The following is a 26,879-nucleotide window of genomic DNA, read 5'->3' on the forward strand; positions in this document are numbered from 1 at the left end:
GTTGACACCGTGGCTTCCGCGGTTACCTCAGGCGCCCATGCTCGCCCAAACCCACATCACCGTCGGCGGCGCGCCCGAGGGCTTCGATGCCCGGCTCGTCCGTGACGAACTTTCGAAGACCGGCAAGCCGGTCATCCATGTCGCGCGCGACGACAAGCGCATGGCCGCGATGCAGTCGGCCCTGGCGTTCTTCGCCCCCGACGTCAGCGTGATCACCTTCCCCGCGTGGGATTGCCTGCCCTATGACCGGGTGTCGCCGAACCACGACATCTCGGCCGCGCGCATGGCGACGCTGGCCGCGCTGGCGGCGGGTGCGATGCCCAAGCGGTTCATCCTGCTGACCACGCTCAACGCCGCGACCCAGCGTTTGCCCGCGCGCGAGGCGCTGCGCGGCGCGTCGTTCTCGGCCCGTGTGGGCGACCGCATCGACGAGCAGGGATTGCGCGAGTTCCTGGTGCGGATGGGCTTCACCCAGGCGCCCACGGTGATGGAGCCCGGCGACTACGCCGTGCGCGGCGGCATCATCGACGTCTGGCCGCCGGGCGAGGAGGCGCCGGTGCGGCTCGACATGTTCGGCGACGTGCTCGACGGCGCGCGCCGTTTCGATCCCGAGACGCAGCGCACGACGGACAAGCTGAAGACGGTGGAATTGGCGCCGGTGTCCGAGGTCATCCTCGACGAGCCCGCGATCACCCGCTTCCGCCAGAACTATCGCATCGAGTTCGGCGCGGCGGGCACCGACGATCCGCTTTACGAGGCGGTGACCGCCGGAAAGAAGCACGCGGGCGTCGAACATTGGCTGCCGTTCTTCCAGGAAAAGCTCGACACGCTGTTCGACTACCTGCCCGAGGCCACGATCTGTCTCGATGACCAGTCCCACGCCGCGCGGCTTGCGCGCTGGGAGTTGATCGAGGACGCCTACGAGAACCGGCGCGAGGCGATGGGCTCGAAGAAGCGGATGGACACGGTCTACAAGCCGTGCCCGCCGGGCCTGTTGTACCTCGACGACGCCGCGTGGGAGGATGCCGTCTCCGACCGCCGCGTGCTGCACTTCTCTCCGCTGCCCAAGGCCAGCGGGCCGGGGGTGATCGACGCGGGCGGGCGCATCGGGCGCAATTTCTCGCCCGAGCGGCAGCAGGAGAACGTGTCGCTCTTCGGTGCGCTGGCCCAGCACGTGCGCGACAAGCGCAAGACCGGGCAGGTGGTGATCGCCAGCTATTCCGAGGGCGCGCGCGAGCGCCTGCAGGGCCTGCTCGAGGACGAGGATATCGCCGACGCCGCGCTGATCGAGGATTTCCGCGACGTCCCCGACGGCAAGGGCAAGCTGCACCTCGCCATCTGGGCGCTCGAGACCGGGTTCGAGACAAAGGACCTGACCGTCATCTCGGAGCAGGACGTCCTGGGCGACCGGCTGATCCGGGCGCCGAAGAAGAAGCGGCGGGCCGAGAACTTCCTGACCGAGACGCAGACGCTGTCACCGGGCGAATTGATCGTGCACGTCGATCACGGCGTCGGCCGCTACATGGGGCTCGAGGTCGTCACCGCGCTGGGGGCGGCGCACGAGATGATCCATCTCGAATACGCCGACGAGGCGCGGCTGTATCTGCCGGTCGAGAACATCGAGCTTCTCAGCCGCTTCGGCCATGACGAGGGTCTGCTCGACAAGCTGGGCGGCGGCGCGTGGCAGGCCAAGAAGGCCAAGCTGAAGGAACGCATCCGCGAGATGGCCGACCGGCTGATCCGGGTCGCGGCCGAGCGCTACCTGCGCAAGGGCCAGATCATGGAGCCGCCCGACCACGCGTGGGAGGAGTTCTCGGCCCGCTTCCCCTATCAGGAGACCGACGACCAGCTGCGCGCGATCTCGGACGTGCTCGAGGACCTGACCTCGGGCACGCCGATGGACCGGCTGATCTGCGGCGACGTGGGCTTCGGCAAGACCGAGGTCGCCATGCGCGCAGCCTTCATCGCCGCCATGTCCGGCGTGCAGGTGGCGGTCATCGCGCCCACGACGCTGCTGGCGCGCCAGCACTACAAGAGCTTTGCCGATCGCTTCCGCGGCTTTCCGGTCGAGGTGCGGCAGTTGTCGCGCTTCGTGGGCCAGAAAGAGGCCACCGAGAACCGCAAGCGCGTGGCCGACGGCACCGCCGACATCGTCATCGGCACGCACGCGCTGTTGGCCAAGAACGTCTCGTTCAAGAACCTGGGCCTGCTGATCATCGACGAAGAGCAGCACTTCGGCGTGAACCACAAGGAGCGGCTCAAGCAGCTCCGGTCGGACGTGCACGTGCTGACGCTGACGGCCACGCCGATCCCGCGCACGCTGCAACTGTCGCTGACGGGCGTGCGGGATCTCTCGATCATCGGCACGCCGCCGGTCGACCGGCTCGCCATCCGCACCTATGTCAGCGAGTTCGACGCCATCACCATCCGCGAGGCGCTCCTGCGCGAGCATTATCGCGGCGGGCAGAGCTTCTTCGTCGTCCCGCGCATCAGCGACCTGCCCGAGATGGAGGAGTTCCTGAAGGAACAGGTGCCCGAGGTGACCTATGTCATCGCCCACGGCCAGATGGCGGCGGGCGAGCTCGACGACCGGATGAACGCCTTCTACGACGGCAAGTACGACGTGCTGCTGGCGACGACGATCGTGGAGTCCGGCCTCGACATCCCCACGGCCAACACGATGGTCATCCACCGCGCCGACATGTTCGGCCTGGCGCAGCTCTACCAGATCCGGGGCCGGGTCGGGCGCTCGAAAACCCGCGCTTATGCGTACCTGACCACCAAGCCGCGCGCGAAGCTGACGGCCACCGCCGAAAAGCGGCTGCGGGTGCTGGGGTCGCTCGACAGCCTGGGCGCGGGCTTCACGCTGGCCAGCCAGGACCTCGACATCCGCGGCGCGGGCAACCTCCTGGGCGAGGAGCAGTCGGGCCAGATCCGCGAGGTGGGCTACGAGCTTTACCAGTCGATGCTCGAGGACGCGATCGCCAAGATCAAGTCGGGCGAGATGGAGGGGCTGATCGAGGCCGACGAGCAATGGGCGCCGCAGATCAACCTGGGCGTTCCCGTGCTGATCCCCGAGGACTACGTTCCCGACCTCGACGTGCGCCTGGGCCTCTACCGCCGCCTGTCCGAGCTGACGACGAAGGTCGAACTCGAAGGCTTCGCGGCCGAGCTGATCGACCGCTTCGGGAAACTCCCGAAAGAGGTCAACACGCTGCTTCTGGTCGTGCGCATCAAGGCCGAGTGCAAGAAGGCCGGCATCGCCAAGCTCGACGCCGGGCCCAAGGGCGTGACGATCCAGTTCCACAACGACAAGTTCGCCAACCCGGCGGGGCTTGTGGATTTCGTGAAGGCGCAGGACGGTCTGGCGAAGATCAAGGACAACAAGATCGTCGTCCGCCGCGACTGGACGCGCGACAGCGACAAGATCAAGGGCAGCTTCTCCATCGCGCAGGACCTTGCCCGTCACGCGAAGGCGGCGCCCTAGGGCGCCGAATTTTCGACGAAAATTCGGATCGCAAAATTTTCGTCGAAGATTTGGCGGGGGGGGCTCTGCCCCGCCGCGCTGCCCGCGGCTCCCCGTGATATTTCGGGACCGAAGATGTCATCTTCGGCGTCTGCGGCGGGCTGCGACTCAGTCGTCGCGCGTGTCGTCGTTGCGCCGGACATGGGGCAGGAAGCGGCGCGAGAAGACCTGGACGACGGACGCGAAGATCGCGAAGCCCACCGCGATCAGCACCGTCGCGCCGATCTTGCCCGCGTCGCTTTCCGGCACGATGTTGCCGTAGCCCACGGTCGAGATGGTCACGAAAGTGAAGAAGTAGGAGTCGATCCAGCTCCAGCCCTCGGCCCAGCGGAAGAAGACGGTGCCGCAGCCGATGGTGGCGGCGAGGAGGACGAGGAAGCGCGTCATCTCAGTGCTCCGCCACGGTCTTCTTCGGCGCCGGGTCGGCCTCGCGCGATTTGCGCATGAGAAGCCAGGCCGCGCCCGAGCAGATTAGCGTTCCAACCATCAGCGGGGCGGGCGTGCCGTCGAAGGCCAGGCCGATGGGTGCGGCGATGAGTACCGCGCAGACGGTCGAGATCGCACCCACGACGGAGGAGGCCATGCCGGCGATGTGACCCATGGGCTGGAGCGCCAGCGCATTGAGGTTGCCGAAGGTCAGGCCGGCCATGAAGAAAACGGTGATCGACCAGGCGTAGAAGACGGGAAAGGCGAGGGCCGGCGGAATGATCCCGGTGATGTTCGCCATGAAGAGCGCGGCCGAGATTACCGTCTGCGTGGCATAGGCCGCGATCGCGAGCCGCCGCATGCCAAGCCGCACCACGAGGCTCGCGTTCACCACGGTTCCGCCCCCCGAGATCAGGCCGGCGGCCATGAACCACAGCGGGAACGTCTCGGCCTTGTCGAAGGTCACGTCGTAGATCTGCTGGATCGAGCTGAGGACCCCGAACATCTGGCCGAAGCCAAGCGTGAGCACGACGATGTAAAGCAGCACGAGCTTGTTCGACAGCACCTCGCGCAGCGCCGCCCACAGCGGCTTCGCGCGCAGCGGAAGGCGGCGCTCGGGCGGCAGGGTTTCCGGCTGGCGGATGTTGAGCCAGGTCGTCCCCACCAGGCCGAAGACCATGAACGCGCCGAAGATGGCGCGCCAGCCGAATGCGTCGATGACGAGCGAGCCGATGAACGGGGCGACCGCGGGGAAGGTGATGAAGATCATCATCACGAAGGACATGATCTGTGCCATGCGCCGCCCCTCGAACAGATCGCGCACCAGCGCGATCGAGACGATGCGCGAGGCGGCGGCACCGACCCCCTGCACCACGCGCGCGGCCAGCAGCGTCTCGAGCGTGGGTGCCTGCATGGCGGCGAAGGCGGCGATGATGTAGAGCGCGATGCCGCCCGTGATCGTCGCCTTGCGCCCGATGGCGTCCGACAGCGGCCCGGCGACGAAGGTGCCCAGCCCCATGCCGAAGACGAAGGCGGTCAGCACCAGTTGCGCCCGGTTCGGCGCGTCGGGCGTGAGTTCCGCCGCTATCTCGGGCATCGCCGGCAGCATCGCGTCGATGGAGAAGGCGATGGTGGCGAAGAGCGTCGCCATCATCGCCACGAACTCGGCGCGCGACACTCTCCGCGCTGCGGGAGGCACGGGCGCGTCGGAGTCCGCGCTCATGCGCCGTCCCCGCTCTGCTCGGCGATCTCGGCGATCACCTTCGCCCAAAGCTCGGGCGGCTGCGCGCCGGGAACGACGTGCTGGTTGGCGACCACGAAGGTCGGCACACCGGTCACGCCACGCTCGCGGGTATGGGCGTCGCGGGCACGCGTCTCCTCGACATCCGCGCCGCTTTCGAACAGCCGCTCGGTCATGGCGCGGTCCAGGCCCGTCGCCTCGGCGATGTCGAGCAGGACGGTACGGTCGCCGATGTCGCGGCCTTCCTTGAAGTACGCCTTGAACAGCCGGTCCACGACGAAACCCTGCCGCCCCTCGAGCCCGGCCCAGTGAATCAGCCGGTGTGCGTCGAGCGTGTTGGGCGTGCGGTCGATCCTGTCCCAGGCGATCTCGAGGCCAGCGGCCTTCGCATGCTCGTCGATCTGGGCATAGACTTTCGCGGCGCTCTCCTTGCCGCCGAACTTGGCCTCCAGGTACTGCCGCCGGTCCATGCCGCCCTCGGGCATGTCGGGGTTCAGCTGGAAAGGATGCCACTCGATCGTGAACGGGTGGTCGGGGTCCGCCTCGAGCGCACGGTCGAGGTTCGTCTTGCCGATGTAGCACCAGGGGCAGACCGGATCGGAGAGGATGTCGAGCTTGACCATCGGAGTGCCTCCTGAACCGCGGCGCTCGGGCCGCACATGCGTCTTGGGGCCGCCGGGCGCGGCGGGCAGCCGGCCCCGCGCGGCACGGGGCGCATCGCTACGCCTGACGGCAGAGTGTTGCAAGGGCGGCCGCGCGCAGGCGGGTGTGCGGCCGAGACGGGAACCCTCTGCGGCCGGCGTGCGAGAGAGCGCCGAACAGGCGATTTTTGCTCTCGCATCCGCGCAGGCCCTTTGCTAGAGAGGCGCGGATTTTGCAGGCGCGGCCCACGGGCGGCGTCTTGGGCTTTGCGGGTGTGGCGGAACTGGTAGACGCACCAGATTTAGGTTCTGGCGCCGCGAGGCGTGGGGGTTCGAGTCCCTTCACCCGCACCATGGACGAGAAGGAAGAGAGAGCGAAATGCAGGTCACCGAGACCCTGAACGACGGCCTCAAGCGGGGCTACCAGATCACCGTCACGGCCGGTGAGCTGGATGCGAAGGTCGACGAGAAGCTGGCCGAGGCACAGCCCGAGGTCGAGATGAAGGGCTTCCGCAAGGGCAAGGTGCCGATGGCGCTGCTCAAGAAGCAGTTCGGCCAGCGCCTGCTGGGCGAGGCCATGCAGGAAGCCGTTGACGGCGCGATGAACGAGCATTTCGAGAAGACCGGCGACCGCCCGGCCATGCAGCCCTCGGTCAAGATGACCAACGAGGACTGGAAGGAAGGCGACGACGTCGAGGTCGAGCTGTCCTACGAGGCACTGCCCGAGATTCCCGACTTCGACGCGAGCGAGCTGAAGCTCGAGAAGCTGGTGGTGAAGGCCGAGGATTCGGCGGTGGACGAGGCGCTGCAGAGCCTGGCCGACAACGCCCAGTCGTTCGAGGACAAGGGCGAGGGCGCCGAGGCCGAGGACGGCGACCAGGTGGTCATCGACTTCACCGGCTCGATTGACGGCGAAGAGTTCGAGGGCGGCGCGGCCGAGGATTACCCGCTGGTACTGGGCTCGGGCTCATTCATCCCGGGCTTTGAAGAGCAGCTCAAGGGTGTGACGGCCGGTGACGAGAAGGACGTCAACGTCTCCTTCCCCGAGGAGTACGGCGCCGAGCATCTGGCCGGCAAGGACGCGGTCTTCGCCGTCAAGGTCAAGGAAGTGAAGAAGCCGAAGCCGGCCGAGGTCGACGACGAGCTTGCCAAGCGTTACGGTGCCGACGATCTCGATGCGCTGAAGGCCCAGATCCGTGAGCGGCTCGAGTCCGAGTATGCCGGCGCGGCGCGCTCGGTGATGAAGCGCCAGCTTCTCGACCAGCTGGACGAGAAGGTGTCCTTCGATCTGCCGCCCAGCCTGGTGGATGCCGAGGCGAACCAGATCGCCCACCAGCTGTGGCACGAGGAGAACCCGGACGTTCAGGGCCACGATCACGAGAAGATCGAGCCGACGGACGAGCACCGCAAGCTGGCCGAGCGCCGCGTGCGCCTGGGCCTGCTGCTTGCCGAGCTGGGCCAGAAGAACGACGTCAAGGTGACCGACGCCGAGATGACGCAGGCCGTGATGAACCAGGCCCGCCAGTACCCGGGCCAAGAGCGCCAGTTCTTCGAGTTCGTGCAGCAGAACCCGCAGATGCGCCAGCAGCTTCAGGCGCCGATCTTCGAGGACAAGGTCGTCGACTACGTGTTCGAGCAGGCCGACGTGTCCGAGAAGGAGGTCTCGAAGGAAGAGCTCCAGAAGGAAGTCGAGAAGCTTGAAGAGGACGACGCCGCCGCATAAGGCCGGCCGTCTTCGCCAAGGTTTCGAGGGTCGTTCCGTTGGGGCGGCCCTCTTTTCGTTCGGTTGATCTGCCGCATTGACCGGGCCGGCGGGCGAAGGCATCTGAAGCCCGACACACGATTTCGGAGGAGCTTCATGCCCACCCGCCGCACCTTCCTGACCGGAACCGCCGCACTTCTGACGGTGCCCTCCGTCTCGTTCGCCGGAGGTGCGAACGAACTTCGCGCCGCCGCTTCACGCATCCAACTGGCGCCCGAGGGCTACGGCAGGACGGACGTCTGGACGTATGACGGGCAGGTGCCGGGGCGCGTGCTGCGGCTGCGCCAGGGCGAGCGGCTGGAGACGACGCTGGTCAACGACCTGCCGCAGCCCACGACCGTGCACTGGCACGGAATCCGCCTGCCCAACGGGATGGACGGCGTGCCGGGCATGACTCAGGACGCCGTCGCGCCTGGTGGGCGCTTCGACTATGCTTTCTCCGTGCCCGACGCGGGGACGTTCTGGTACCACCCGCATGCCAACTCGGCCGAGCAGATCGGCCGCGGGCTGTCCGGCGTGCTGGTGGTGGACGAGGCCGAGGCGCCGGAGGTCGACCGCGACGAGGTGATCCAGCTGTCGGACTGGCGCATGACCGAGGATGCGCAGATCGACCCGTCTTTCGGCGCGATGCACGACATGTCACATGCCGGGCGGCTGGGCAACTGGATCACCGTCAACGGCAACGGCGCGCTGTCGAAGCCCGTGCGCGCGGGGGAGCGGCTGCGCCTGCGGCTTGTGAACACGGCGACGGCGCGGGTCTTCGCGTTGCAGCTTCAGGGGCTTGAAGGCTGGGTGATGGCGGTCGACGGCATGCCGCTGGACCAGCCGCGCACGGCAGGTGAACTGCTGCTGGGCCCCGCGCAGCGCGCCGATCTGATCGTGGACGTCACCGCCGCGCCGGGAGAGGAAGCCTTCCTCGTCTCGTACGAGCGCAACGGGGGCTACGCCGTCACCGCCTTCCCGGTCTCCGGCGAGGCTGCGCAGGGACGCCGGGCTGCCCCGAAGGCGCTGCCGCCGAACCCGGTCCCCGAGCCGGTCCTGGGCGAGGGGCGCACGGTGGCGATGCCGCTTGAAGGCGGGGCGATGCGGGGGCTGCAGAGCGCGTCTTACGAAGGCCGCAGGCTCGACTGGCGCGCGCTGGTCCAAAGTGGGCAGTTCTGGGCAATGGGCGGCGTCGCGGGCATGCCCGACGCGCCGCTGGTCGAGGCCGCGCGGGGCGAGACGATCCGCATCCCGATGGAGAATCGCACCATGTTTCCGCACGCCATGCACCTGCACGGCCACCACTTCCGCGAGATCGGGCCGGACGGGCAGGCGGGGCCGCTGCGCGACACGACGCTGATCCAGCCGGGCGAGACGCGCGAGATCGCCTTCGTCGCCGACAACCCCGGCGACTGGATGCTGCACTGTCACATGCTGTCGCACCAGATGTCCGGCATGGGCACGTGGATACGGGTCGCCTGAGGGGGCGAGGCAAGCTGCGATCCGGTGGTCGTCTCTTCGGGATCATGATCAGGACCGGCTAACGCGGCGCATTCCCGGTCGGTCGCCCAGGTAAAGGGCGAAGGTGCGGCGGCCCAAAGGGGCCGCCGCGTGAACGATCAGTTCGGGCTGTCCGCGGCGCGGCTGGCCTCGATCTCCTGCTCGACCGTCTCGACGGTCGAGGTCATGGCTCCGAAGATCGCCTCGCCGCCGTCGACGTTCTGCTGGAACCAGTCGTAGACGGGGGAAGCGGCGTCGCGGAACATCTCTTTTTCTTCCGGGGTCGGCACGTAGATGTCGCCGCCGGCGGCCAGGAAGTCCTCGTAGGCCTGGATCGACTTGCGCTTGGGCGAGGCGAAGGTCGCCTGCTGGAGGGCGTAGAAGCCGTCGATCACCACGCGCTGCAGATCCTCGGGCATCGAGGTGAACGCCTCGTTGTTCATGAACCATAGCGCGCCCATGTAGGCATGGCCGTCAAGCGTGAGGTATTTCAGCCCGGCATCCGGGAACTTCATCGACATGATGTCGGTGATGCCGTTCTTCGACCCCTCGACGACGCCGGTCTGGAGCGACGTGAAGAGCTCGGGCCACGGGATCGGCGTGGGCGAGGCGCCGAGCGCGCTGACCAGCTCCTGTGGGAGGTCGGCGACGACGGTGCGGATCTTCATGCCCTCAAGGTCCGAGGGCTGGGTGACGCGGCCTTGCGTGTTGGCGAAGTTGCGCCAGCCGCCGGTGTTGCCCACGGTCATCAGCCGGATCGCGCCCTGCGAGTTTTCGAGCGTCATGTCCTTCATGGCCTGCATGAACTCGGTGTCGTTCTGCAGCACGGCTTCGGCCACGCGGTCGTTCGACATCAGGTAGGGCAGGTCGAGTACCTGCACGAACGGGAAAATCCCCGCCGCGCCGCCCGAGGTCGAGATGTAGATGTCGATCGAGCCGTCGGCGACGCCCTGAAGGCATTCGGCTCCGTTCGAGCAGAGCTGCGTGCCCATGAAGATCTCGACGCCGATGGCGCCATTCGACGCCTGCTCGACGAAGTTCTTGAAGACCACGAGCCCGTCGTAGTCCTCGTCGTTCTCGTTGGAGTTCGCGGTGGCGCGGAGCGTGTACTCCTGCGCCGCGGCGGCCACGGCGGTCCCCGCGAGCATCGCCGCTACGGTGAGCGACTTGAGCGTTGCCTTCAGCATGTTACTTGCCTCCCTTGGGTTTGCTGAAAAATCGTCAGTTCACGAAGCCCGTCAGGCGCGGGATCGTCATCGAAATCGCCGGGACATAGGTGATCAGGAAGATCACCAGCACCTCCATGGCGAGAAACGGCAGGATGGCCCTTGCGATGCTCTCGACCTTCTCGCCCGAGACGGACGAGGCGACGAAGAGCACCAGGCCCATCGGCGGGGTGGCGAGGCCCACGGTGAGGTTCACGCTCATGATGATCGCGAAGTGGATCGGGTGCACGCCGAGGTCGGTGAAGATCGGCCCCAGGATCGGTCCGAGAATGATGATCGCCGGGCCCGCGTCCAGGAACATGCCGACGACGAACAACAGCAGGTTGATCAGGAACAGCAGGATCAGCGGGTTCTCGGACAGCGACAGGATATAGTCGGCCAGGATCTGCGGGGCGTAGGACAGGCTGACCACGGTCTTGAAGGCCATCGCCGCCCCGACCAGCAGCAGGACCACGGCCGAGGTCATGGCCGCGCGCGAGAAGACCTCGGCCAGGTCCGCGATCTTGAGCGTGCGCAGGACGAAGAAGCCGACGATCAGGGCATAGGCCACGGCGATGGCGGCGGCCTCGGTGGGCGTGAAGATGCCGGCGAGGATGCCGCCGAGGATCAGGATCGGAGTTTGCAAAGGCACCACGGCACGTTTGCAAACCATCCGGACGTCGCGGCTGAGTAGCCGCCGCAACCCCAGCATCAACGCGTGCGCCGCAACGATGCCGCCCGCCAGCGCGAGCCACTGGCCGGTTGCGCTTTCCACCGGGACGAACGCCGACAGCAGCCAGCCCAGGTTCAGCCGGACGAGGACGAACGACACCCAGTATTCCAGCGCCGGAAGCTCGATCCCGCGCTGCACGATCCGCTCGGCCTTGGGCATGTCGTAGCGGTCGGCCAGCGCCCGGACCATGATCATCAGCGACAGGCCCACCAGCACGCCCGGCACGATGCCCGCCAGGAACAGCGCCGCGACGCTTTCGCCCATGACGTAGGCATAGATGATCATGATGCCCGAGGGCGGGATGATGGGGCCGATGACGGACGAGGCGGCGGTGATCGCGGCGGCGAAGCGGCGGGTATAGCCCTGCTTCTCCATCGCCGGGATCAGCATCGACCCCAGCGCCGAGGTATCGGCCACGGCCGAGCCCGAGAGCCCGGCGAAGAGGATCGAGGACAGGACGTTCACGTGCGCCAGCCCGCCGCGCAGATGACCCATGATCGCCTGGGAGAACTCGACCAGCCGTTCGGTGATGCCGCCCTTGTTCATCAGCTCGCCCGCGAGCATGAAGAACGGGATCGCCATCAGCGGGAAGCTGTCCATCCCGTTATAGACGTTGCGGTAAAGCAGGGTGATGTCGCGCTCCTGCCCGTTCAGCCACAGCAGGACGCCGGGCGCGGCGAGCAGGCCGAAGAACACCGGCAGGCCGAGGATCAGGAAGCCCAGGAAGACGGGAAGGAACCAGATCAGCATCCGCTCACTCCGCCATGAGTTCTTCCTCGGGCGCGTGGAGCGGCTTGAGCTCCTCCCGGTGCCCGAGAAGGGTGATGAGCGAGCGCAGGATCAGCTCGACGTTCACGATCAGCAAGAGCACCACGCCCACCAGAAGCGAGGCCATCATCCAGCTGCGCGGCACCCGCACCCAGCCGTCGAGCCACGGCACCCAGAGCGAGGCGGTGGCGAACCGGCCCCCGAAGCCCGTCACCTCGGCCCAGCCGATCTGCACGGCGACGACCAGCACGAGGCCCGAGATCAGCAAGAGGATCAGCGAGACGACGGCGGCGGCGCGGGCGGGCAGGGCCCGTTCGAACATGTCGATGGCGACGAAGCCGCCCCGGCGATAGGCCATCGGCGCGATCAGTCCCGTCATCCAGAGCATGCAGAACCGCGCGGCCTCGTCCGGCCAGGGCAGGGCGTTGTTCAGGACATAGCGGAAGAACACCTGCACCAGGATCGCCACGACCATCAGGCCGATGGCGACGACCGCCAGTGCCCGGCCGACGGGCAACACCCAGTCGTTCCAGGTCTGGAAGGGCCACAGCAGCCCCCGCAAGACGCCCATGCGCCAATCCTCCCTGTCGGCCCCCATTTTCTTGTTGTATCGAGGGGCCTTATCCTTGTCACTCGGAAGTCAGTCGCCGCCGTGAAAGCGGCCGTAACGTCCTCCGTGGAACAGAAGGGGCGCCCCCTCCCGATAAGTGGCGGCCCGCACCCGGCCCACCACGATGGCATGATCGCCGCCCTCGTGGACGGCATGGCGATCGCATTCGAACCGCGCCAGGCAATTGGCGATGAGCGGCGTGCCGCCCGTGCCCTCCTCCCAGTCCAGCGCGTCGAAGGCGGTGCCCTCCCGGGCGAAGCCCGAGCAGACCTCGTACTGGTCGTCGCCCATGACGTGGATCGCGAAATGATCGGCCTCGACGAAGGCGTCGAAGCGGCGCGAGGCGCGCGCCGGCGACCACAGCACCAGCGGCGGGTCGAGCGATAGGCTCGAGAAGCTGTTGGCGGTGATACCCAGCGGACCGTGGTCCGAGTGCGTGGTGATGACGGTGACGCCCGTGGCGAAGCGGCCGAGCGCGTCGCGAAAGGCGCGCGCGGTCTCCGGTCCGGGCGTGAAGCGGTCTGTCATCGATCCTCCGTCTGCCATGGTCACGGCACGTCGTGACCGAGGGCGAGAGTATAGAGCTCGAACCACGTCTGGCGATCCATCTCGATGCGCGCGGCGTCGGAAAGCTGGCGGATGCGGTCCAGCGTGTTGGTGCCCATCACCGGAAGGATGCCCGAGGGATGGCGCAGAAGCCACGCGACGGCGACGGCCGACATCTCGGTGTCCTGTTCATGCGCGATCTCGGCCAGCCGGGTGCGCAGATGACCATGCCCGGCCTTGCCCGTCATCAGGTTGCCGCCGCCCAGGGGCGACCATGCCATCGGGGGCAGGCCGCGTTCCTGCAGGAAGGCGAGGTCGCCGTTGGTGAACGGCGCGATGCACGACAGGCTCATCTCGATCTGGTTCGTGGCGAGCTGCGTCTTCATCGCGGATTGCAGCAGCGTGAAGTCGTGCGGCTTGAAGTTCGACACGCCCACCGCGCGCACCTTGCCCGAGGACACGAGGTCGTCGAGCGCGGCGCCCGTCTCGTGATGGTCCATCAGCGGATCGGGGCGGTGGATGAGCAAAAGGTCGATCTTCTCGACCCCCATCAGCCGCAGCGAGGCGTCCACCGACTCCTCGATGTGCCTGCGCGAGGTGTCGTAGTGCTTGATCCGCGCCTTGCCTTCGTGCCGGCCCATCCCTTCGACGATATCGCACTTGGTGACGATCTCGATCCGGTCCTTCAGGTCCGTCGTCAGCGCGTTGCCCAGGATCTCTTCTGCCATGTAGCCGCCGTAGATGTCGGCCTGGTCCATCGTGGTGATGCCCTGCTCGAGGCACGCCTCGATCTTGGCCTGCACGTGGGCGGGAGAGGTGTCCTTGTCGTCGCCCAGCCGCCACATGCCATAGACGATGCGCGAGAAGCTCAGGTCGTCGGTGATCGTGACGCGGTCCATGGTCATCAGCGGCGGTCTCCTGCCCCCAGCGGGGTCTTCGGTGTCTCGGTCGGCACGCGGCCGTACTCGTGCGGCAGCGAGCATGTCTTGAGGTTCGGAAGCACCTTGGACCCGAAGTGGCGGCATTCGTCCAGATGCGGATAGCCCGAGAAGATGAAGGCGCGGATGCCCATCTTCTTGTACTCTTCGATCTCGCTCATCACCTGGTCGGTCGATCCGACGAGCGCCGCGCCGCAGCCCGACCGCGCGCGGCCGATGCCCGTCCACAGGTGCGGCTCGACATAGCCGAACTGATCGGCCAGTTCGCGCGCGCGGGCCTGGTGGCTGACGCCGAGCGACGTGGAGTCGTGCGCCCGGTCGCGGATCAGCTTGCCGTATTCGTCGTCGAGCTTCGAGACGAGGTGCTCGGCGTATTCCTTCGCCTCGGCCTCGGTATCGCGAACGATCATGTGGACGCGCAGGCCGTAGTCGAGCGTCCGGTCGTAGCGCGCCGCCACTTCGTGCACGGCCTTCATCCGCTCGGCGATCTGCTCTTTCGGCTCGGGCCACATCAGGTACACGTCGCAGTGTTGCCCGCATAGCTCCAGCGCGTGGGGGCTGTAGCCGCCGAAATACAGAAGCGGGCCGCCGTTCTGCTGATAGGGCTTCGCCGGATCGGTCCATACGCCTTTGAAATCATAGACTTCGCCGGGATAGTTTATTTCATCCTGCGTCCAGGCCTGCTTGAGGATCTCCACCACCTCGCGGCTTCGCTGGTAGCGGAAGGCGCTGTCGGCCTTCTCGCCCGGGAAGTCCGAGGAGATGACGTTCAGCGTCAGCCGGCCCTTGAGCATGTGGTCGAGCGTGGCGACCGTGCGCGCCAGCATGATCGGCTGCATCTCGCCGCAGCGGATGGCGGCAAGCATGTTGATCCTGTCGGTGATCGGCGCGCAGCCGGCCACGAAGCTCAGCGTGTCCTGGCCCACCTGGTAGGACGAGGGGCAGAGGATGTTGCGGAAGCCCTGGCGCTCGGCCTCCTGCACGATCGAGGAGCAGTGGTCCCACGACGATTTCAGCGCAGGGTCGGGCACGCCGAGATATTCGTAATCGTCCGAGCAGAGGGCCGCGAACCACGATACCTCGGCGGCATCGAGTTCTGCGGAGGTGACGGGGACGACGGTCATTTCGAATCCTCCATGATGCCCGGGATTAGCCCTTGCGTAGCATCCGCCTTGATGTGCATCAATAGTGTATCAATTTTCCGGTGACCCCATGTCGGACCCCGGCGCAGCGCCGCTCTACATGCAGATCAGCGACCTTCTGGTGCGTGACATCGCGGCCGGCCGGCTTCTCGAGGGCGAGCGTCTGCCGCCCGAGCGGGAGATGGCGGCCAGCTATGGCATCTCGGTCGGAACCCTGCGCAAGGCGCTGGCCGACCTTTCGGCGCGCGGGATGCTGGAGCGGCGGCAGGGGTCGGGCAACTACATCGGCCAGACGCGCGGCGCAGGTGGGCCCTATGCCTTCTTCCGGCTGGAGCTGGTCGAGGGCGGAGGGCAGCCGACGGCGCAGGTGCTGGACGTGCAGTGCCTGCCCAAGGCGAATGACATGCCCGAGTTCGGCCCGCACGCCGAGGCGCACCGCATCCGCCGCGTGCGCAGTATCGGGGGCATTCCCTGCGTGCTCGAGGAGATCTGGCTTGACGCAACGTGGGCCCCGGAGGTGCGCGCGGAGGATCTGTCGGACTCGCTCTACCACTATTACAGGAGCCGCCTGGGCCTCTGGATCACCCGGGCCGAGGACCGGGTGGGGCTGGCCGACGCGCCCGGCTGGGACGCGGCGACGACGCTGACGGCGGGAGCCCCCTGCGGCTTCGTCGAAAGGGTTTCCTGGGCGCAGACGGGGGCGCGGGCCGAATTCTCGCGCACGTGGTTCGATCACCAGAAGGCGCGCTATGTGCAGCGCATCAAGTAGAGGCAGGAATGGCTGACGTCGTGAATTACGGGATCATCGGCTGCGGCATGATGGGGCAGGAACACCTGCGCAACATCGCGCTGCTACCCAATGCGCGGGTCGCTGCCATCTACGAGCCCGACGCCTACATGGCCGGCGCGGCCAAGGCCATCGCGCCGAACGCGACTATGTATCATTCACTGTGGGACCTGCTGGCGCACGAGCCGCTCGATTGCCTGCTCATCGCCTCGCCCAACCACCTTCACGTCAGCCAGATGGAGGAGATCGCCGCCCGCCGCCCGCTGCCATTGCTGGTGGAAAAGCCGCTCTATACCGAGCCGGGCGAGGTCGAGCGGCTGGAGGCCATCGCGCGCCGGTATCCCGCGCCGATCTGGGTGGCGATGGAATACCGCTACATGCCGCCGATTCAGACCTTCATCGACGAGGTCGAGCGCGCCACCGGCGGCGTCACCATGCTCACCATCCGCGAGCATCGTTTCCCGTTCCTGAAGAAGGTCGGCAACTGGAACCGCTTCAACCGCTGGTCGGGCGGCACGCTGGTCGAGAAGTGCTGCCATTTCTTCGACCTCATGCGCCTGATCCTGAAGTCCGATCCGGTGCGGATCATGGCCAGCGCGGGGCAGGCGGTGAACCACCTCGACGAGCGCTACAACGAAGAGACGCCGGACATCTGGGACTCGGCCTATGTCATCGCAGAGTTCGCCTCGGGCGCCCGCGCCATGCTGGACCTGTGCATGTACGCCGAGGGCTCTCGGTACCAGGAGGAGATCACCGCCGTGGGCCCCAAGGGCAAGATCGAGGCGCTGGTGCCGGGACCGTCCCGCTTCTGGCCGACGCATCTGGGCGCGCCGCCGGTGCCGCAGGTCGTCGTCTCCCCGCGTGAGCCGAAGGGCCCGCAGACGGTCGAGATCCCCGTGGACCCGAAGCTGCTGGAGGCCGGGGACCACAACGGCTCGACCTTTTACCAGCACGTCCGCTTCAACGCGGTGGTCCAGGGGCGCGGCGACGTCGAGGTGACGGTCGAGGACGGCCGCCGCGCCGTGGCCATGGGCCTTGCAGCGCAGGAGGCGGCGAGCTTGGGAGAGGTGGTCCGGCTTGTGTAAGGAGCGTCGAAGGCGGCTGCGCGCTTCGCTGTCACCCCCGCGCAAGCGAGGGCCTTTCACCACCCGCGGGCCGACGGTGGAGCCAGCGGCGGGAGGTTCCCACTTTCGTGGGGATGACCGGGCGATGCTCTGACACTACGCCTCACCGCTTTCCACCCACTCCCACTGGGCCAACGGGCGGGGCAGTCGCCCGTCCGCCCACCGACGGGCTCTGCCTTCCGCACGGGGCCAATGGCCTCCGCGGCTCTCGCGATGACCTGTGCGGCGATGCCCAAGAACCGCACGTGTACCGGGCGGCACTTGCGAGTGCCCGCTTGCCCATTGACGCCACGCCGCCGCCGGGGTTTCTGGCTGCATGGCTAAATATTTCTCTCCCACCGGTGGCTTGCCGCCGCAGTCGGACCTCTCCACCGGCCGGGCCGCGTTCACCCCGGCCTATGCCGTCATCCCCCACGGCGTGATGCGTGACATCGTGACCTCGAAGCTGCCGTTTTGGACCGGCATGCGCGCCTGGGTCATCGCGCGGCCGATGACGGGCTTCGCCGAGACGTTTTCGCACTATATCGTGGAACTTGAGCCCGGCGGCGGAAGCGAGCGGCCGGAACTGGCCGAGGAGGCGCAGGGCGTGGTCTTCGTCACCGCGGGGCGGCTGAAGCTGCACCTCGACGGGCGCGAACACCTGCTCGAAGCGGGGGGATACGCCTATATCGCACCCGGCGAGGACTGGCAGCTGCACAACGCAAGCGACGATCGCTGCACCTTCCACTGGGTGCGCAAGGCCTATGAGACGGTGGACGGCCTGCCGATGCCCGCAAGCTTCGTGACCTCGGACGCCGAGGTCGAGCCGATCGCCATGCCCGACACGGACGGCGGCTGGGCGACGACGCGCTTCGTGGACCCCGACGACCTGCGCCACGACATGCACGTCAATATCGTCACCTTGCAGCCGGGTGCGGTGATCCCGTTCCTCGAGACGCACGTGATGGAACACGGGCTTTACGTGTTGCAGGGCAAGGGAGTCTACCAGCTCAATAAGGACTGGGTCGAGGTCGAGGCGGGCGATTACATGTGGTTGCGCGCCTTCTGCCCGCAATCGTGCTATGCCGGCGGGCCCGAGCCGTTCCGTTACCTGCTTTACAAGGACGTGAACCGGCACATGCCGCTCAGGCCCGGCGGACGCTGAGGCTCAGTCCTCGCGGTCGCGCTCGCCGCGCCGCCGCTCGGCCGCCTTCTCGTCGAACTGGTCCACGAGTGCGGTTTCGAGGTCCTTGTTCAGCTCGCGGGCGCGGGCGATGTACGCCTCGTTCTGGGTGACCGGTACGCCGGGGATCCAGAGCCGGGCGAGGTCGCGTAGCGCCGTGCGGTCGAGCTTGTAGAACGTCCGCTCCATCTCGTTCGCCTCGCGGTCCGACAGGCCCATGTTCTCGAGCACGTAGCGGCCCGCGCGCAGCGAGCTGTCGAACAGCTCACGCACGATGTCGTTCGCACCGGCGCGGTAAAGCTCGTAGACGTGCACGCGGTCGCGGGCGCGGGCGACGATGTGCAGGTCCGGCCGCTCGCGCCGGGCGTATTCCACCAGCCGCGTGGCCGAGTCCTTGTCGTCCATCGCCACGACCAGCACCCGCGCGGAGTCCAGCCCGGCCGCGTGCAGCAGTTCGGGCCGGGCAGGGTCACCGAAGAACCCCTTGAAGCCGAAGCGCCGCATGAGCTGGATGGTGTCCAGGTCGTGATCCAGCACCGTCGTCTTGAACCCGGCGAGCTGGAGCATCCGGTTGACCACCTGGCCGAAGCGGCCGATGCCGGCGATGATGATCGGGTTCTGCTCGTCGATCTCGTCGTGCTGCGGCGCCTCCTGACCGTCCTCGACCAGATGCGCCAGCCGGTCATGCGCGATGAAGGCGAGCGGGGTAAGCAGCATCGACAGCGCGATGACCAGCAGAAGGATATCGCCGATCTCGGGCGGCAACACGTCCTGCTGAAGCGAGAACGACGTCAGGACGAAGCCGAACTCGCCCGCCTGGGCCAACCCCAGCGTGAACAGCCAGCGGTCGCGACCCGGCATCTTGAACAGCCGCGCGAGCACGTAGAGCACTAGCCCCTTCACCGCCATCAGGCCCAGTGTCAGACCGATGATCAGGAACGGGGCGCCCACCAGCGTGCCGAACTGGATGCCGGCGCCCACGGTGATGAAGAACAGGCCCAGCAGAAGGCCCTTGAACGGCTCGATGTCCGATTCCAGCTCGTGCCTGAATTCGCTGTTGGCCAGCACCACCCCGGCGAGGAAGGTGCCGAGCGCGGGGGACAGGCCGACCATGGTCATCAGAAGCGCGATCGAGACGACGATGAGGAGCGCGAAGGCGGTATAGAGCTCGCGCAGCCGCGCGACGTGGACGTAGTGGAACATCGGGCGCGTGCCGAAAACGCCCAGCAGGATGATCGCCCCCACTGCCGCCAGCGTCACCAGCGTGACGCCCCAGCCCGGCAGCCCCTCGATCAGCGACATCGCGGCCTCGGCATGGCCGCCGGCCACGGTCTCGGCCTCGTCCCCGCCGTGATCCGCGCCATGGCCGTCGGTGACCTCGCCCCGGTTCAGGCCGGGGATCGCCAACAGGGGCAGGGCGGCGAGCATCGGGATCACGGCGATGTCCTGCGTCAGCAGGACCGAGAAGCTGGACCGCCCACCGCCGGTCTGCATCAGACCCTTCTCGGTCAGCGTCTGAAGCACGATGGCGGTCGAGGACAGCGCAAGCGTCAGGCCGATGGCCAGTGCGAACGAGAACTGCAGTCCCAGTGCCAGCGCGCCGCCGGTGATCAGCGCGGTGGACAGAACGATCTGCGCCCCGCCCAGCCCGAGCAGCCTGTGGCGCATGTCCCACAGCGCGCGCGGTTCCAGCTCGAGCCCGATGAGGAACAGCATCAGCACGACGCCGAATTCGGCGAAATGCTGCAGGTCCGCCGTTTCGGCCCCGACCAGCCCGAAGGCCGGCCCGATCAGGATGCCGGCGATCAGGTAACCCAGTACCGAGCCCAGCCCCAGCTTCACGGCGAGCGGCACCGCGAGCACGGCTGCGGCGAGGTAGAGCGTGGCCTGGAACAGGAAGCTTTCCATCGAATCCTCAGGTCGGGAGCGGCGCGTCGGCCTTGAACTGGTCCATCACGATCTGGCTGCGCACGCGGCTCACGGCGGGGTGCGGCAGCAGAACCTCGTGCAGCAGGTGATTCAGCGCGGGCAGGTCGGTGCAGAAGATGCGCAGAAGGTAATCGGCCTCGCCGGTCAGTGTCCATGCGCTGATGATCTCGGGCCGCGTCTCGACAAGGCGGGCGAGCGCGCGGGCCTGGTCGGGCTGGTGGGTCGCCATCTCGACCTGAACGAAGGCCTGGATCGCCAGTCCCAACCGCGGCGCGTTCAGCCGGGCCGAGTAGCGCTCGATGTATCCGTCCTGCTCCAGCCTCTGGCGGCGGCGGCCGGCCTGGCTGGGCGAGAGGTTCAGGATCTCCCCCAGCTCCTGCGCCGTCAGGTGCGCGTCCTTCTGAAGCGCTGCCAGAAGGCGCGAGTCGATGTCGTCCAGATGCGTCATGCGGTGTCCCTGCGTCCGCTGCCGAGGATAGTGTAAATTTGCCGCATGGAAAGAGCCAAAGGTGCCGAAAAATGCGCAGAACGGGCATGGCTCCGGGATCATTTATGGGCCGATCCAACGCGAACAGGAGGACGTGAGATGGGACCTTTCCCGCATGACGCGCCGAAGGCGGAAATCACCGCCGAGAACCCGACCGGCACCGACGGTTTCGAATTCGTCGAATTCGCCCACCCGGAGTCCGAGAAGCTGCGCGAGCTTTTCGCCAAGATGGGCTACGTGCACACGGCGACGCACAAGACGAAGAACATCGAGCTCTGGCAGCAGGGCGACATCACTTACGTGATCAACGACGAGCCCGGCAGCCACGCCCGCGACTTCGTGGACGAGCACGGCCCCTGCGCCCCCTCGATGGCCTGGCGCGTGGTCGACGCGCAGCACGCGCTGAAACATGCCGTCTCGAAGGGGCCGAGGAATATACCGGCCCCGGAAAGACGATGGAAGTGCCCGCCATCCGCGGCATCGGCGGCTCCCGGATCTACTTCATCGAGGATTACTACGAAGCCAACCCCTATAACGCCGAGTTCGACTGGGTGTCGAAGGCACACCCCGAGGGCGTGGGCTTCTTCTATCTCGATCACCTGACCCACAACGTCCACAAGGGCAACATGGACACGTGGTTCCGGTTCTATGGCGACATCTTCAACTTCAAGGAGATCCGCTTCTTCGACATCGAAGGCAAGTTCACCGGCCTCTTCTCGCGCGCGTTGACCTCGCGCTGCGGCCGCATCCGAATCCCGATCAACGAGGACCGGGGCGAGACGGGCCAGATCGTCGAGTACCTCAAGCGCTACAACGGCGAGGGGATCCAGCACATCGCAGTGGGCGCGCGGAACATCTACGAGTCCCTGGACCGGATCGCGGACAATGGCATCAAGTTCATGCCCAAGCCGCCCGAAACTTACTACGACCTGTCGTACGAGCGGGTCGTGGGCCATGATGAGCCCAAGGACCGCATGATGAAGCACGGCATCCTGATCGACGGCGAAGGCGTCTTGGACGGGGGCGAGACGAAGATCCTGCTCCAGATTTTCTCACGTACCGTGATCGGGCCGATCTTCTTCGAATTCATCGAGCGCAAGAGCGACGAAGGGTTCGGCGAGGGCAACTTCAAGGCGCTGTTCGAGTCCATCGAGCAGGACCAGATCGACCGCGGCGTCATCGGAGACAAGGCCCCGGCCGAATAAGCAGCGTCCGACAGGGAGGGCGCGACGGAGCGCGGCATCTGCCGCGCCCCTTTTTCGTGGATCAGGTGAAAGAAGCGGTGGCTGTCAGGCCGCGTCCGACGTGATCCGGGCCAGTTGCAGCACCTTGTCCCGCGCGCGGCCGCTGTCGATGCTGTCGCGCGCCATCTCGGCCCCCTCGCGCAGGTCGGTCGCACGGCCCGCGACGACCAGCGCGGCGGCCGCGTTCAGCAGCACCGCGTCACGATAGGCGCCGTGCGCCCCTTCGAGCAGTTCGCGAAAAGCGCGGGCGTTGTCGGCAGGCGTGCCGCCGATGATGGATTGGAAGGGATGCACGGGCAGGCCCGCATCCTCGGGCGCGATCTCGCGCATCGTCACCGCCCCGTCCTCGAGCGCGGCCACCGCCGTGGGCCCCGCGATCGAGATTTCGTCGGTCCCGTCGGAGCCGTGCACGATCCAGGCCCGCTCGGACCCCAGTTCGGCCAGGGTCTGCGCCATCGGACGGATCACGGCCTCGGAGTAGGCGCCGGTCAGCTGGCGCTTCACACCCGCCGGGTTGGTCAGCGGGCCGAGGATGTTGAAGATCGTGCGCGTTCCCAGCTCGACCCGCGTCGGGCCGACATGCGCCATGGCCGGGTGGTGCATCGGCGCCATCATGAAGCCGATGCCGATCTCGTTGAGCGCACGCTCCACGACCTCCGGCCCGACCATGACCTTCACGCCCATCTCGCCGATGGCGTCCGCCGCGCCGGATTTCGACGACAGGTTGCGGTTGCCGTGCTTGGCCACGGGCACGCCGGCGCCCGCCACGACGAAGGCCGTGGCGGTCGAAATGTTCAGCGTCCCCTTGCCGTCGCCGCCGGTGCCCACGATGTCCATCGCCCCCTCGGGCGCGCGCACGGGCTTGCACTTGGCGCGCATCACCGACGCCGCCGCGGCGAATTCGGCAACCGTTTCGCCGCGCGTGCGCAGGGTCATCAACAGGCCGCCCACCTGGCTGGGCGTGGCGCGGCCCTCGAACAGGGCGGTGAACGCGGTCTCGGCTTCCTCCCGCGTGAGCGGGCGATCGACGGCGGCGGCGATCAGCGGCTTCAGCGTGTTGCTCATGCCGGGACCGCCATCTCGTCGAGGAAGTTCTGCAGCAGCTTGTGACCGTGCTCGGACGCGATGGATTCGGGGTGGAACTGCACGCCGTGGATCGGCAGCGTCTTGTGCGACAGGCCCATGATCGTCCCGTCCTCCAGGTCCGCCGTCACCTCCAGGCACTCGGGCAGGCTGTCCCGCTCGACCACCAGCGAATGGTACCGCGTCGCCGCGAAGGGCGAGGGCAGGCCCGCGAACACGTCCTTACCGGTGTGCCGCACGGTGCCGAGCTTCCCGTGCACGATGTCGTTGGCCCGCACCACCCGACCGCCGAAGACCTGTCCGATGGTCTGGTGCCCCAGGCAGACCCCCAGAAGCGGCGTGCGCGTCTCGGCCGCCGCTTCGGTCAGCGCCAGGCAGATGCCGGCGCGGTCCGGGTCGCAGGGTCCGGGCGACAGGAGGATCGCGGCGGGGTTCATCGCCATCGCCGCCTGCACGTCCATGGCGTCGTTTCGGCGCACCACCACGTCCGCCCCAAGCTCGCCCAGATAATGTACGAGGTTGTAAGTGAAACTGTCGTAGTTATCGATGAGCAGCAGCATGTGGGCGCGGTTCCTCGGCGTGCAAAGGGGATGAACCCCGGTTAGGGTCGCGCTATACATGGGCGCAGCCGCCCGCCAGCGTCAAGGCGAGGTGGACAGGCTCGGGCAGGACGGAGACAAGAAGTGGCGCGTGGTTTGCTTTCGGGCGTGGCCTGGGGTCTCGCCGTGTCGACGGCCGTGGTGGTGGTCGTGTCGCAGGTCGGCGCGCGCCGAGAGTTCGCCGTCGAACCGCCCGCGGCTGCCGCAGTGGACCTGCCGCCGGGGACCGAGTTCAACCGCGCCCGTCCGGATGCCAAGCCCGTCCTTCCCGACAGCGACCCGGCCCCCGAAACGGTCGAGACCGTCCCGCTGCCCGCGCCGACGCCGGACGCGCAGCCCGAACCGCTCGACGCGGACGCCCCGCCCGAGGCCGCGACGCCCGAGGTGGACCTGGCGCTGCCCGAGCTTGCCGCGCCCGTTGGCGTGCCGGACGCCGAGGCTCCGGTCGCGACGGGCCAGCCGCCGCAGCCCCCCCGCGCCGCCGCGCGCCGGTCGGGCGATGCCGCCCCGGCCGTGCCCGCGACGCCGGAGCTCTCGGCCGCGGCTCCGCAAGTCGCCGGCGCACCGCTGCAGGACGAAGAGGCCGTCCGCCCGACCGTGACCGCCGACGCGGCGCCGGAGCCGGCGGGCGAGGCGCTTCCGCCGGTCGAGATCGGGGTGGAAGACCTGCCGCAGGTCGACGACGCCGCAGATGCGCCAGAAGCGCTCGCCGGGATGGACGCCTTCGCGTCGCCCGAGCAGGACGGAGGGCGGCGGCTCGCCACGGGCGAGGAGGCGGAGGATGCGGCGTCGGCGCGGCCGGAGGCCAACGCTCCGGGCGAGCTGGCCGACACGGGCGCCGCTGACCTGCCGCCGGGCGAGATGGAGGACGCCCCGACGTCGTCCGACCCCGCCGTCGCGTCCGCCGCGCCTACCCTCCTGTCTGCGCCGGCCGGGCGCGAGAACCGCGAGGGGCTGCCGGCCCGCGCGCCCGAGGATGTCGCGGCCCCCGCGCCGCAGGAACCCGCCGCGCCGCCGCGGGCCGAGGCGGAACCGCCCGCCGTCTCTCGCACGGCCGATGGCTCCGCCGGCTCGCGCGCCGCTCCGGCTCCAGCCGCGCCGTCCCAGGGCGAGCGGCCCGATGCGGGGCCCGAGCCCTCGGACCCGGCTGTGCCCGAGGTCGACGTCGCGGAGACCTCGGCCACCGAGGCGCCCGAGACCGAGGACCTCGCGCTGGCACTTCCCAGTGCCTCGAGCCCGGTCGCCTCGCCCGAGCGCCGGGCGCTGGGTCCGGCGCAGGAGGTCGAGGCGCTGCCCGAGGTCGAGGCGCCGCCGGCCGAAACCGCTCGTGTCACCGCCGATGTCGGCCCTGCGCCCGCCGCGCTTCAGGCGCCGTCTGCAGAGCAGGAGAGTGGGCTCGCCCGCCAGCTCTTCGCCGACCGCACGGCATCGCTGTCGGGGCCCGGCGTGCTGCCGGGCGACGAGGCACCGGAGACGACGCCCGACACCGGCGCGGCGCCCGAGGTGCCGCAGACGATCCCGCTGCCCGAGATGCCGGCGACGGTGAATGCCGAGGGACGGATCGTGGTCGACGGAGAGCTTGGCCGGCCCGAGGCGGGGGGCGCGCCCGCACGTCCCGCTGAAGCGGAACGCGGCGCGGACCGGGGCAGCGCGTCCGCGGGCGACCCGACCGACCGCCTGCCGCGGGTCAGCGATGCGACGGGCATCGACGGAACCGGCGAGGCCACGTTGCCCGCGCTGCTGCGCAACGCGCTGCCCTTCGAGGCGCCGCAGGACCGGCCGCTCCTCTCGGTCATCCTGCTCGACACCGGCGGTGCGATCCCGCGCCTGGCATTCCCGGTGACGCTCGCCATCCCGGCGCAGGCGCCCGACGCCGCCGACCGCGCGGCCGCCGCGCGCGCCGCCGGGCACGAGGTGGTGGTGATCCCGGCCCATGACGGGGCGGACGGACTGCTTCTCGGCGCGGGCGGGGCGCTCGACGACGCGGTGGCGGTGCTGGGCTGGCCTGACGACGCTACCGGGACGACCGCCGCGGGGGGCCTGGTGGAGCGGCTCGCACGCTCCGGCCATGGGTTGGTGACGTTCCAAGACGAGCGCGACCCGGCGCAGCAGATCGACGGGGACGTGCCGGCGGCGCAGGTCACGCGCGAAATCGACGCGGCGGGGCAGGACGCCCGCGCCGTGCAGCGCTTCCTCGACAACGGGGCCTTCCGCGCCCGCGTCGAGCAGGGTGCGATCCTCGTGGGCCGGACGCGGCCCGAGACCCTGCGCGCGCTGCGGCAATGGGTTGCCGAAGGACGCGCTGCCGACGTGACGCTCGCCCCCGTCTCGGCCATTCTGCGCGCGGGGCAGTAGGGGCCGACCCGCGTCTCGGGGCGTTGCCCGCACCCGGCCCGGCGGTGTATACTGCCCACGGGGAGGAGACACAGGATGACGGATATGGGCGTACCGGCGCCAGGCGCGCCGTCGGCGCTGCCACGTATCGGACGGGTGACGCTGACGGAGTTACGGGAGGCGCTGATCCTCGGCTGGCAGGATTTTCGCCGCGCGCCAAGCTTCGGGCTGTTCTTCAGCGCGGTCTACGTGCTGGGTGGTCTGGCGCTGGTGGCGTTCGGCGCGGGCACGCTGGCCTGGACGCTGACGATGTCGCTGGGCTTTCCGCTGATCGCGCCCTTCGCCGCCGTCGGGCTTTACGAGGTCAGTCGCCGGATCGAGGCCGGCCGGCCGCTAGTCTGGTCCGAGGTGCTGGGTGTGGTGCTAGCCGAGCGGGACCGGCAAATCCCCTGGATCGGCGCGATCATCGTCATCGCCTTCCTGTTCTGGACGTTCTTCGCCCACATGCTGTTTGCGCTGTTCATGGGGCTGTCGACGCTGACCAACGTCTCCACCTCGTGGGAGGTGTTCCTGACCGCGAACGGGATGACCATGATCGCCGTGGAGCTGGCCGTCGGCGGGGCGTTCGCCTTCCTGATGTTCTCTCTCACCGTCGTCAGCCTGCCGCTCCTCCTTGAGCGCGAGGTCGATTTCGTGACCGCCATGCTGCTGAGCCTGCGCACGGTGCGCGAGAACCTGGGCGTGATGCTGGTCTGGGCCGCGCTCATCGCTGTGCTGCTGCTGGCGGCGATGGTCCCGGTATTCCTGGGCCTCTTCGTGGCGCTGCCCGTCCTGGGCCACGCCACTTGGCACCTGTATCGTCGCGCGCTTTACGACGAGGTCTGACGGGGCTCACGATCTCCCGGCGCCGCCACGCGGACGCGCCTGCGGCGCGACGTTTGTTTTGGTGCGCCTGCGGCGCACGGTGCCTCCGGCGGGAGTATTTTCGCAAGAGGAAAGGCCGGGACACCGGTTCACCGCACGAGGGGCACAGCCCGGCGCGCGCGGCCGGCGCATGAAAAAGCCCCGCCGGCGAAGGCCGCGGGGCTTGCGTGACGGGAGCGACCTGAGT

The 26,879-nt window shown here is 68.2% G+C and carries 21 protein-coding genes, 1 tRNA gene and 1 pseudogene; 10 read left to right on the forward strand and 13 right to left on the reverse strand.

Going from position 1 to position 26,879, the window contains the following annotated elements; genetic code table 11:
- Positions 1–37: 37 nt before the first annotated feature.
- Positions 38–3,487, forward strand: a complete 3,450-nt coding sequence (gene mfd, locus BM162_RS07185) for a transcription-repair coupling factor (protein WP_093419768.1) — start codon at positions 38–40, stop codon at positions 3,485–3,487.
- Between the two features lie 147 nt (positions 3,488–3,634).
- Here mfd and BM162_RS07190 read toward each other — a convergent pair whose 3' ends face one another.
- Genes BM162_RS07190 through BM162_RS07200 form a run of 3 tightly spaced genes read right to left on the reverse strand, consistent with a single transcriptional unit; the run spans position 3,635 to position 5,815 of the window.
- Positions 3,635–3,913: a potassium channel family protein gene (locus tag BM162_RS07190; protein ID WP_093419771.1), complete on the reverse strand. Its 279-nt coding sequence runs from the start codon at positions 3,911–3,913 to the stop codon at positions 3,635–3,637.
- A 1-nt stretch (position 3,914) separates the two neighbouring features.
- The gene (locus BM162_RS07195; RefSeq protein ID WP_245759194.1) at positions 3,915–5,174 is read right to left on the reverse strand and encodes a multidrug effflux MFS transporter; all 1,260 of its coding nucleotides are present in this window, start codon (positions 5,172–5,174) and stop codon (positions 3,915–3,917) included.
- Complete coding sequence (locus tag BM162_RS07200) at positions 5,171–5,815, reverse strand: DsbA family oxidoreductase (protein ID WP_093419773.1); 645 nt, start codon at positions 5,813–5,815, stop codon at positions 5,171–5,173. The genes BM162_RS07195 and BM162_RS07200 overlap by 4 nt, the downstream gene beginning before the upstream one ends.
- A gap of 287 nt (positions 5,816–6,102) precedes the next feature.
- Between BM162_RS07200 and BM162_RS07205 the strand changes: the two genes are divergently transcribed.
- From BM162_RS07205 to BM162_RS07215, 3 genes are all read left to right on the forward strand, one after another.
- Positions 6,103–6,187, forward strand: a tRNA-Leu gene (locus BM162_RS07205).
- Positions 6,188–6,212: 25 nt separating this feature from the next.
- A complete protein-coding gene (tig, locus tag BM162_RS07210) occupies positions 6,213–7,556 on the forward strand; it encodes a trigger factor (protein WP_093419776.1) in 1,344 nt (447 codons plus the stop codon).
- Positions 7,557–7,691: 135 nt separating this feature from the next.
- Positions 7,692–9,059, forward strand: coding sequence for a multicopper oxidase family protein (locus BM162_RS07215; protein WP_093419777.1), 1,368 nt, complete (start codon positions 7,692–7,694; stop codon positions 9,057–9,059).
- A gap of 137 nt (positions 9,060–9,196) precedes the next feature.
- Here the strand turns inward: BM162_RS07215 and BM162_RS07220 are convergent, their stop codons facing one another.
- The 6 genes from BM162_RS07220 to BM162_RS07245 form a co-directional block, all read right to left on the reverse strand.
- Positions 9,197–10,264 (reverse strand): TRAP transporter substrate-binding protein, encoded by a 1,068-nt coding sequence (locus tag BM162_RS07220; protein ID WP_093419780.1) that lies wholly within the window; start codon positions 10,262–10,264, stop codon positions 9,197–9,199.
- A 34-nt stretch (positions 10,265–10,298) separates the two neighbouring features.
- Positions 10,299–11,765, reverse strand: coding sequence for a TRAP transporter large permease (locus BM162_RS07225; RefSeq protein WP_093419782.1), 1,467 nt, complete (start codon positions 11,763–11,765; stop codon positions 10,299–10,301).
- 4 nt (positions 11,766–11,769) lie between these two features.
- Positions 11,770–12,354 (reverse strand): TRAP transporter small permease, encoded by a 585-nt coding sequence (locus tag BM162_RS07230; RefSeq protein ID WP_093419785.1) that lies wholly within the window; start codon positions 12,352–12,354, stop codon positions 11,770–11,772.
- A 69-nt stretch (positions 12,355–12,423) separates the two neighbouring features.
- Positions 12,424–12,921 (reverse strand): flavin reductase family protein, encoded by a 498-nt coding sequence (locus BM162_RS07235; RefSeq protein ID WP_093419787.1) that lies wholly within the window; start codon positions 12,919–12,921, stop codon positions 12,424–12,426.
- Positions 12,922–12,941: 20 nt separating this feature from the next.
- On the reverse strand, positions 12,942–13,838 hold the full coding sequence (locus tag BM162_RS07240; protein WP_093420052.1) for an aldo/keto reductase: 897 nt from the start codon (positions 13,836–13,838) through the stop codon (positions 12,942–12,944).
- A 5-nt stretch (positions 13,839–13,843) separates the two neighbouring features.
- Positions 13,844–15,001, reverse strand: a complete 1,158-nt coding sequence (locus tag BM162_RS07245) for an LLM class flavin-dependent oxidoreductase (RefSeq protein WP_093419790.1) — start codon at positions 14,999–15,001, stop codon at positions 13,844–13,846.
- An 88-nt stretch (positions 15,002–15,089) separates the two neighbouring features.
- Between BM162_RS07245 and BM162_RS07250 the strand changes: the two genes are divergently transcribed.
- From BM162_RS07250 to BM162_RS07260, 3 genes are all read left to right on the forward strand, one after another.
- Positions 15,090–15,788 carry a GntR family transcriptional regulator gene (locus tag BM162_RS07250; protein WP_093419792.1) on the forward strand — a complete coding sequence of 233 codons (699 nt, stop codon included), beginning with the start codon at positions 15,090–15,092 and terminating at the stop codon, positions 15,786–15,788.
- An 8-nt stretch (positions 15,789–15,796) separates the two neighbouring features.
- Positions 15,797–16,891 (forward strand): Gfo/Idh/MocA family protein, encoded by a 1,095-nt coding sequence (locus BM162_RS07255; RefSeq protein WP_093419795.1) that lies wholly within the window; start codon positions 15,797–15,799, stop codon positions 16,889–16,891.
- A 355-nt stretch (positions 16,892–17,246) separates the two neighbouring features.
- The gene (locus BM162_RS07260) at positions 17,247–18,074 is read left to right on the forward strand and encodes a bifunctional allantoicase/(S)-ureidoglycine aminohydrolase (RefSeq protein ID WP_093419797.1); all 828 of its coding nucleotides are present in this window, start codon (positions 17,247–17,249) and stop codon (positions 18,072–18,074) included.
- Between the two features lie 3 nt (positions 18,075–18,077).
- Here BM162_RS07260 and BM162_RS07265 read toward each other — a convergent pair whose 3' ends face one another.
- Positions 18,078–20,000, reverse strand: coding sequence for a cation:proton antiporter domain-containing protein (locus BM162_RS07265; RefSeq protein WP_093419800.1), 1,923 nt, complete (start codon positions 19,998–20,000; stop codon positions 18,078–18,080).
- A 7-nt stretch (positions 20,001–20,007) separates the two neighbouring features.
- Complete coding sequence (locus BM162_RS07270) at positions 20,008–20,469, reverse strand: Lrp/AsnC family transcriptional regulator (protein WP_093419802.1); 462 nt, start codon at positions 20,467–20,469, stop codon at positions 20,008–20,010.
- Between the two features lie 138 nt (positions 20,470–20,607).
- Between BM162_RS07270 and hppD the strand changes: the two are divergent.
- A pseudogene (gene hppD / locus BM162_RS07275) lies at positions 20,608–21,713 on the forward strand (4-hydroxyphenylpyruvate dioxygenase).
- An 84-nt stretch (positions 21,714–21,797) separates the two neighbouring features.
- On the opposite strand, the gene trpD reads toward hppD, so the two are convergent.
- A complete protein-coding gene (trpD, locus tag BM162_RS07280) occupies positions 21,798–22,817 on the reverse strand; it encodes an anthranilate phosphoribosyltransferase (RefSeq protein ID WP_093419805.1) in 1,020 nt (339 codons plus the stop codon).
- Positions 22,814–23,395, reverse strand: coding sequence for an anthranilate synthase component II (locus tag BM162_RS07285; RefSeq protein WP_093419807.1), 582 nt, complete (start codon positions 23,393–23,395; stop codon positions 22,814–22,816). The genes trpD and BM162_RS07285 overlap by 4 nt, the downstream gene beginning before the upstream one ends.
- Positions 23,396–23,518: 123 nt before the next feature.
- On the opposite strand from BM162_RS07285, the gene BM162_RS07290 reads away from it, so the two are divergent.
- Complete coding sequence (locus tag BM162_RS07290) at positions 23,519–25,789, forward strand: divergent polysaccharide deacetylase family protein (protein WP_143096113.1); 2,271 nt, start codon at positions 23,519–23,521, stop codon at positions 25,787–25,789.
- 84 nt (positions 25,790–25,873) lie between these two features.
- Positions 25,874–26,653: a DUF2189 domain-containing protein gene (locus BM162_RS07295; RefSeq protein WP_439332822.1), complete on the forward strand. Its 780-nt coding sequence runs from the start codon at positions 25,874–25,876 to the stop codon at positions 26,651–26,653.
- Positions 26,654–26,879: the final 226 nt, after the last annotated feature.

The sequence above is a fragment of the Tranquillimonas alkanivorans genome (assembly GCF_900115595.1).
GTDB classification, from domain to species: Bacteria; Pseudomonadota; Alphaproteobacteria; order Rhodobacterales; family Rhodobacteraceae; genus Tranquillimonas; species Tranquillimonas alkanivorans.